This window comes from Kluyvera ascorbata ATCC 33433 (genome assembly GCF_000735365.1).
Classification (GTDB): Bacteria; Pseudomonadota; Gammaproteobacteria; order Enterobacterales; family Enterobacteriaceae; genus Kluyvera; species Kluyvera ascorbata.
Window position 1 is genome coordinate 62844 of record NZ_JMPL01000013.1, and the last position, 7365, is coordinate 70208.

Genomic DNA, 7365 nt, shown 5'->3' on the forward strand with positions numbered 1-7365 from the left:
TATCTGGTCAAGGTATTCGTATTGCGCCCAGAAAATGGTTTTCATCATAAATGAATAACCTGCGGGACGAGTGTGTCTAAAAAAGGATTAAGGATTACGCCATGAATAACTTTAAACATCTGCCAGAACCTTTCCGTATTCGCGTTATCGAGCCGGTAAAACGCACCACCCGGGAACACCGTGAAAATGCGATTGTTGCTTCGGGCATGAACCCGTTTCTGCTCGACAGCGAAGATGTTTTTATTGACCTGTTGACCGACAGCGGCACCGGCGCCGTCACGCAAAATATGCAGGCTGCCATGCTGCGCGGCGATGAAGCCTATAGCGGCAGCCGCAGCTACTACGCGCTATGCCATGCCGTTAAAGAGATTTTCGGCTACCAGTATACGATTCCCACCCACCAGGGACGCGGCGCAGAGCAAATCTATATTCCGGTATTAATTAAAAAGCGCGAGCAGGAAAAAGGGCTGGACCGCTGCAAAATGGTCGCCTTCTCCAACTATTTCTTTGATACCACTCAAGGCCATAGCCAGATTAACGGCTGCACTGTGCGCAACGTTTATATTAAAGAGGCATTTGATACCTCTGCACGTAATGATTTTAAGGGCGATTTCGATTTGCAGGGGTTGGAAAACGGCATTGAAGAGGTCGGCCCCAATAACGTTCCTTATATTGTCGCTACCATCACCTGTAACTCCGCGGGCGGCCAACCGGTATCCATGGCGAACCTGAAAGCGATGTATGCCATCGCGAAGAAATATGACATTCCGGTGGTGATGGACTCCGCGCGCTTCGCGGAAAATGCCTGGTTTATTCAACAGCGCGAACCGGGATATCACGACTGGAGCATTGAAGAGATCACCCGCGAAACCTACAAATATGCCGATATGCTGGCGATGTCGGCGAAAAAAGATGCGATGGTGCCGATGGGCGGCCTGCTGTGTATCAAAGATGATGGTTTCTTCGATGTTTACACCGAATGCCGCACGCTGTGCGTGGTGCAGGAAGGTTTCCCAACCTACGGCGGCCTCGAAGGCGGGGCGATGGAACGTCTGGCCGTTGGCCTGACCGACGGGATGAACCAGGACTGGCTCTCCTACCGTATTAAGCAGATTCAGTATCTGGTCGACGGGCTGGAGGCTATCGGCGTTACCTGCCAACAGGCGGGTGGGCACGCGGCGTTTGTCGATGCCGGTAAGCTGCTACCGCACATCCCAGCCGAGCAGTTCCCGGCGCAGGCGCTGGCCTGTGAACTGTATAAAGTCGCCGGTATTCGCGCCGTTGAGATCGGCTCCTTCCTGCTAGGACGTGATCCGAAAACCGGCAAGCAGCTCCCTTGCCCGGCAGAGCTACTGCGCTTAACCATTCCACGCGCCACCTACACCCAAACGCATATGGACTTCATTATTGAAGCCTTTGAACACGTGAAGGAGAATGCACCAAATATTAAAGGCTTAACCTTTACCTACGAACCGAAAGTATTACGACACTTCACCGCAAAACTGAAAGAAGTTTAATTCCCACCGATTCCAATGGCTATATCACTGATATAGCCATTGGAGATTCTGGCACCTGGCATCATTGATTATTTCTGACGACAGCAGAAACGTAAACGTTATCAATAAGGGAAGGCCATGGAAGAAGCGTCGAATACAAAACATTCCTCCTTCTGGGGAATTATGGTTATTGCCGGCACCGTCATCGGTGGCGGAATGTTTGCATTACCGGTTGACCTTGCTGGGGCATGGTTTTTCTGGGGTGCATTTATTTTAATTATTTCCTGGTTTTCTATGTTGCATTCCGGGTTACTACTTTTAGAGGCTAATCTTAATTATCCCGTAGGTTCCAGTTTTAATACCATCACTAAAGATTTAATCGGTAATAAGTGGAATGTGGTCAGCGGTATTACCGTTGCCTTCGTTCTGTATATCCTGACCTATGCCTATATCTCGGCCAACGGGGCGATCATCAGCGAAACCATCAGCATCAACGCCGGAACGCATGTTAATCCACGTATCGTCGGTATCTGTAGCGCAGTGTTTGTCGCCAGCGTGCTGTGGGTTAGCTCCCTTGCGGCTAGCCGTATCACCTCCTTTTTCCTCGGCATTAAAATTATCGCCTTCGTGGTGGTCTTTGGCTCCTTCTTCTTTCAGGTCGACTACACCATTCTTCGCGATATTGCGGCACCGGAAGCGAACAGTACCTACCTCCCCTATATTCTGATGGCGGTGCCGGTATGCCTGGCGTCGTTTGGTTTTCATGGCAACATTCCCAGCCTGATAATCTGCTACGGCAAACGTAAAGACAAACTCATTAAAAGTATCGTCTACGGTTCGCTGTTAGCGCTGGTTATCTATCTGTTCTGGCTCTACTGCACGATGGGCAATATCCACCGCAGCAGCTTTAAAGAGATTATTGCTTCGGGCGGGAATGTGGATGCGCTAGTGAAATCCTTCTTAGGGACCAACCAACGCGGCGTGATTGAGTTCTTCCTGCTTATCTTCTCTAACCTCGCGGTCGCCAGCTCCTTCTTCGGCGTGACCCTCGGGCTGTTTGATTACCTGGCAGATCTGTTCAAAATGGGCAACACCCCGTGGGGCCGCTTTAAGACGTTGCTGCTCACCTTCCTCCCCCCGGCGGCACTGTACCTCATCTTCCCGAACGGCTTTATTTACGCCATCGGCGGCGCGGGGCTGTGCGCGACCGTTTGGGCCGTTATTGTACCCGCGTTCCTGGCGTTGAAATCGCGCGAACGCTTCCCGGAGAAAACCTTTACCGTCTGGGGCGGCAAGGCCATTCCGGTGGTGGTTATCCTGTTTGGGGTCATGGTGATTCTGTGCTGGTTCGGCAGTACGCTGAACCTGCTACCGAGATTTGGATAAAGCAATACGCCCTCGCCGGACGGCGAGGGCGGCAGGTTACTTCTGGATTAAATAGCGGATGGTTGGCCCATCCTGCTGGATGTCGAGCACGGTGTAGCCGTGGTTGCGCGCATCCACCGGGATGTTATTAATCGACTGCGGGCAGTCGCTCACCACTTCCAGTATTTCGCCTTTCTTTAACTGCGGCATCGCCTCAAGCGTCGCCACCGCCGGGTACGGGCAAGGTTCACCCACCATGTCCAGACGATAATCCGGGACGATCGTTTTCATACACTCTCCTTCGCAGTAATTGTGGCGGAAGCGTTACGACGGAAGAACCGTTTTTCCCAGCCAAGAATTAACAGCAGCGCAATCAGCAGCAGGCCGTAGGTCACCAGCAGACCGCCCAGCGGACCAAAGGTGGTCAGCAGATTCACTTTGTCCCAGCTTGTGGCGAGCGACGGGGAGATATCGTCCCAGAAGTAGGCCAGAATGGTTGAGCCAATCACGTTGCCAAGCCCCACCCACCAGTAGTGCACCTGCCCTTCGACGGCACGATACATCCAGCCGGTTTCACAACCGCCGGCCAGCACAATGCCGAAGCCGAACAGCAGACCGCCAATCACCGCATTCGGGCCAGCCCACATGATTTTCGGCGCCACGCCAAGCTGCACATAGCTGAAGATGCCGATGGCGCTTACCGCCATACCGAAGATAATGGCCTTCGCCATTTGCGTGCGCCCGGTGATCCACAGGTCGCGGAACGCCGAGGTAAAGCAGATTTGCGCCCGTTCAATCAGCAGACCAAAGCCCACGCCGAACAGCATCGCCAGCCCCAGCTTAGGGCTGCCCGCCGCCGTCAGCAACGCCCAGCCGACCATGCCAATAAACACCAGCATACCCAGACGGAAACGACGACGCGCCTGGTCTGGACGCTGCGTCAGCGGCGATGCCGCCGAAACTTTGACCATTTTCACCGGAATTCTGAAGATAGGCAGCAGCGTGAAGCGTGCGCCAAACCAGGAGCCAATGGCCGTCGCCAGCGCGAAGAACCAGGCGTGAAGTGAGAACTGTGGAATGCCCGTGAAGAAAGCCGCGAGGTTACAACCCATCGCCAGACGTGCGCCAAAACCAGCAATAATCCCGCCGACAATCGCCTGCAAAATTCGAATGCGGCTTTTCGGCAGGCGCAGCTTGACGTTATTGGCCCACAGCGCCGCGGCAAAACAGCCGCCGAACATGCCGATAATCATCATGCCGTCGATACGGGTCAGCGGCGTACCGTCGAGGCCAATCAGCTTGTAATAGCCCCAGGTCTCGGTATGTACGCCAGCAAGCTGCAGCAATTGCCCGCCCCAACGCGTGAACTCGCCCGTCACAGCCCAGAAGGTGCCGGTGATGCCAAAATAATAAGTAGAGAGAATACCGGCCGCGATTACCGCAGGAACCGGGGACCAGAATTTAATCAGAAAGGTATGTTTAAATTGTTGCCATGTCATCGATGTTAGCCTCTGAACTCAGAAGGAGTCATGTGCGAAGAGCCGCACAAGAGGCGGGGATTATAGCGGCTATCGCTTTCATGATAATGACAACCGTCGCAAAAGGTCGGTGAGATCAATTTGCAGATAGCACCATTTCAGGACGACGCTCCCTCTTCTGTTTTCCTGCCCTCCAGACTCCGTTATCATGCACCCTACGTACTCATGAAAAAACAGGCCGGATTTCATGAGATCCACGGCATCAGATGAGTCCGAACACATAACGCACTCAGTAAAATTTTAGAAAATGGACATCACAAACGGATGAGTACAATCGACAATTTCGACGCACATACGCCGATGATGCAGCAGTATCTGAAGCTGAAAGCGCAGCATCCCGAGATCCTGCTGTTTTACCGCATGGGCGACTTTTACGAGATGTTTTATGACGATGCGAAACGCGCATCGCAGTTGCTCGACATTTCGCTGACCAAGCGCGGCGCTTCTGCCGGTGAACCTATCCCGATGGCGGGCATCCCGCACCACGCGGTCGAAAACTACCTCGCTAAGCTGGTGAATCAGGGCGAGTCCGTCGCCATTTGCGAACAGATTGGCGACCCAGCCACCAGCAAAGGTCCGGTCGAGCGTAAAGTTGTGCGTATCGTTACGCCGGGCACCATCAGCGATGAAGCGTTGCTGCAGGAGCGCCAGGACAACCTCCTTGCCGCCGTCTGGCAGGACAGCAAAGGCTATGGCTACGCCACGCTGGATATCAGTTCCGGGCGTTTTCGCATCAGCGAACCAGCCGACCGCGAAACCATGGCTGCCGAGCTGCAACGTACTAACCCAGCCGAGCTGCTATACGCCGAAGATTTTGCCGAGATGGCGCTGATTGAAGGCCGCCGAGGCCTGCGTCGTCGCCCGCTGTGGGAGTTCGAAATCGACACCGCGCGCCAGCAGCTGAACCTGCAGTTTGGTACCCGCGACCTGGTCGGCTTTGGCGTTGAAGGCGCGCCGCGCGGGCTTTGCGCCGCGGGCTGCCTGCTGCAATACGTGAAGGACACCCAGCGTACCTCGCTGCCGCACATTCGCTCCATCACCATGGATCGCCAGCAGGACAGCATCATTATGGATGCCGCCACACGCCGTAACCTGGAGATCACCCAGAATCTGGCGGGCGGGCTGGAAAACACCCTCGCCTCCGTGCTCGACTGCACCGTCACGCCGATGGGCAGCCGTATGCTTAAGCGCTGGCTGCATATGCCGGTGCGCGATACCAAAGTACTGACCGAGCGCCAACAGACCATCGGCGCCTTGCAGGATGCCACCGCAGACTTACAGCCGGTGCTGCGTCAGGTGGGCGACCTCGAACGTATACTTGCGCGTCTGGCGCTGCGTACCGCACGTCCACGCGACCTCGCCCGTATGCGCCACGCCTTCCAGCAGTTGCCGGAACTGCGTGCCCAACTGGAAAGCGTCGACAGCGTGCCGGTACAGATGCTGCGTGAGAAAATGGGCGAATTTGCCGAGCTACGCGAATTGCTGGAGCGGGCGATTATTGATGCACCGCCGGTGCTGGTGCGCGATGGCGGCGTGATTGCCCCAGGCTATCATGAAGAGCTCGACGAGTGGCGCGCGCTGGCCGATGGCGCTACCGACTACCTCGACCGCCTGGAAATTCGCGAGCGCGAGCGTACCGGGCTCGACACGCTGAAAGTAGGGTATAACGCCGTCCACGGTTATTACATTCAGATTAGCCGCGGTCAGAGCCATATGGCGCCTATCAACTACGTGCGCCGCCAGACGCTGAAAAACGCCGAACGCTACATTATTCCTGAGCTGAAAGAGTACGAAGATAAAGTTCTGACCTCAAAAGGCAAGGCGCTGGCGCTGGAAAAACAGCTTTATGACGAGCTGTTCGATCTGCTGCTACCTCACCTCGCAGACCTTCAGCAGAGCGCCAGCGCGCTGGCGGAGCTGGACGTGCTGGTGAACCTCGCGGAACGTGCCTATGCGCTCAACTACACCTGCCCAACGTTTATCGATAAGCCCGGCATCCGGATTATCGAAGGCCGCCATCCGGTGGTGGAGCAGGTGCTGAACGAGCCGTTTATCGCCAACCCGCTGACTCTGTCGCCACAGCGTCGAATGCTGATCATTACCGGCCCGAACATGGGCGGTAAAAGTACCTATATGCGTCAAACGGCGCTGATTGCGCTGCTGGCCTATATCGGCAGCTACGTTCCGGCGCAGAGCGTGGAGATTGGCCCTATCGACCGTATCTTCACCCGCGTGGGCGCGGCGGATGACCTGGCCTCCGGTCGCTCAACCTTTATGGTGGAGATGACCGAAACGGCCAATATTCTGCATAACGCCACCGAAAACAGCCTGGTGCTGATGGATGAAATTGGCCGCGGTACGTCTACCTACGACGGCCTGTCATTAGCATGGGCCTGTGCGGAAAATCTGGCGAATAAGATCAAGGCGTTAACGCTGTTTGCAACCCACTACTTCGAGTTAACCCAACTGCCGGAGAAAATGGAAGGCGTGGCGAACGTGCATCTGGACGCGCTGGAGCACGGCGATACCATCGCCTTTATGCACAGCGTGCAGGACGGTGCGGCCAGCAAGAGCTATGGTCTGGCGGTAGCGCAGCTAGCGGGCGTGCCGAAAGAGGTTATCAAGCGCGCGCGTCAGAAGCTGCGCGAGCTGGAAAGCATCTCACCAAACGCGGCGGCGACGCAGGTAGATGGGACACAGATGTCGCTGCTGTCGGCACCGGAAGAAGCTTCCCCGGCGGTAGAAGCGCTGGAAGGTCTGGACCCGGACTCGTTGAGCCCACGTCAGGCGCTGGAGTGGATTTATCGTCTGAAAGGAATGGTGTAATTATCTGCGCCGCTTCGCTTATGCTGAAGTGGCGCATTTATAGCCGTCGTATTTATCGAAAAATAAAAATGTACTCATACGTCAAATGAAAAAAAGCCTTACCAGTACGGCAAGGGCTTTTAAGGACTACAAACTTCAGA

The 7365-nt window shown here is 55.2% G+C and carries 5 protein-coding genes; 3 read left to right on the plus strand and 2 right to left on the minus strand.

Going from position 1 to position 7365, the window contains the following annotated elements; genetic code table 11:
- Nucleotides 1–101: 101 nt before the first annotated feature.
- Both tnaA and tnaB read left to right on the plus strand, forming a co-directional pair.
- On the plus strand, nucleotides 102–1517 hold the full coding sequence (tnaA, locus tag GKAS_RS05825; protein WP_035892593.1) for a tryptophanase: 1416 nt from the start codon (nucleotides 102–104) through the stop codon (nucleotides 1515–1517).
- Nucleotides 1518–1634: 117 nt separating this feature from the next.
- Nucleotides 1635–2882 (plus strand): low affinity tryptophan permease TnaB, encoded by a 1248-nt coding sequence (gene tnaB / locus GKAS_RS05830; protein ID WP_035892594.1) that lies wholly within the window; start codon nucleotides 1635–1637, stop codon nucleotides 2880–2882.
- A gap of 36 nt (nucleotides 2883–2918) precedes the next feature.
- Here the strand turns inward: tnaB and yedF are convergent, their stop codons facing one another.
- Both yedF and yedE read right to left on the minus strand, forming a co-directional pair.
- Nucleotides 2919–3152, minus strand: a complete 234-nt coding sequence (gene yedF / locus GKAS_RS05835; protein ID WP_035892595.1) for a sulfurtransferase-like selenium metabolism protein YedF — start codon at nucleotides 3150–3152, stop codon at nucleotides 2919–2921.
- Complete coding sequence (gene yedE / locus GKAS_RS05840) at nucleotides 3149–4360, minus strand: selenium metabolism membrane protein YedE/FdhT (RefSeq protein WP_035892597.1); 1212 nt, start codon at nucleotides 4358–4360, stop codon at nucleotides 3149–3151. Before yedE ends, yedF begins: the two co-directional genes overlap by 4 nt.
- 303 nt (nucleotides 4361–4663) lie before the next feature.
- Between yedE and mutS the strand changes: the two genes are divergently transcribed.
- On the plus strand, nucleotides 4664–7225 hold the full coding sequence (gene mutS / locus GKAS_RS05845) for a DNA mismatch repair protein MutS (protein WP_035892599.1): 2562 nt from the start codon (nucleotides 4664–4666) through the stop codon (nucleotides 7223–7225).
- Nucleotides 7226–7365 lie beyond the last annotated feature (140 nt).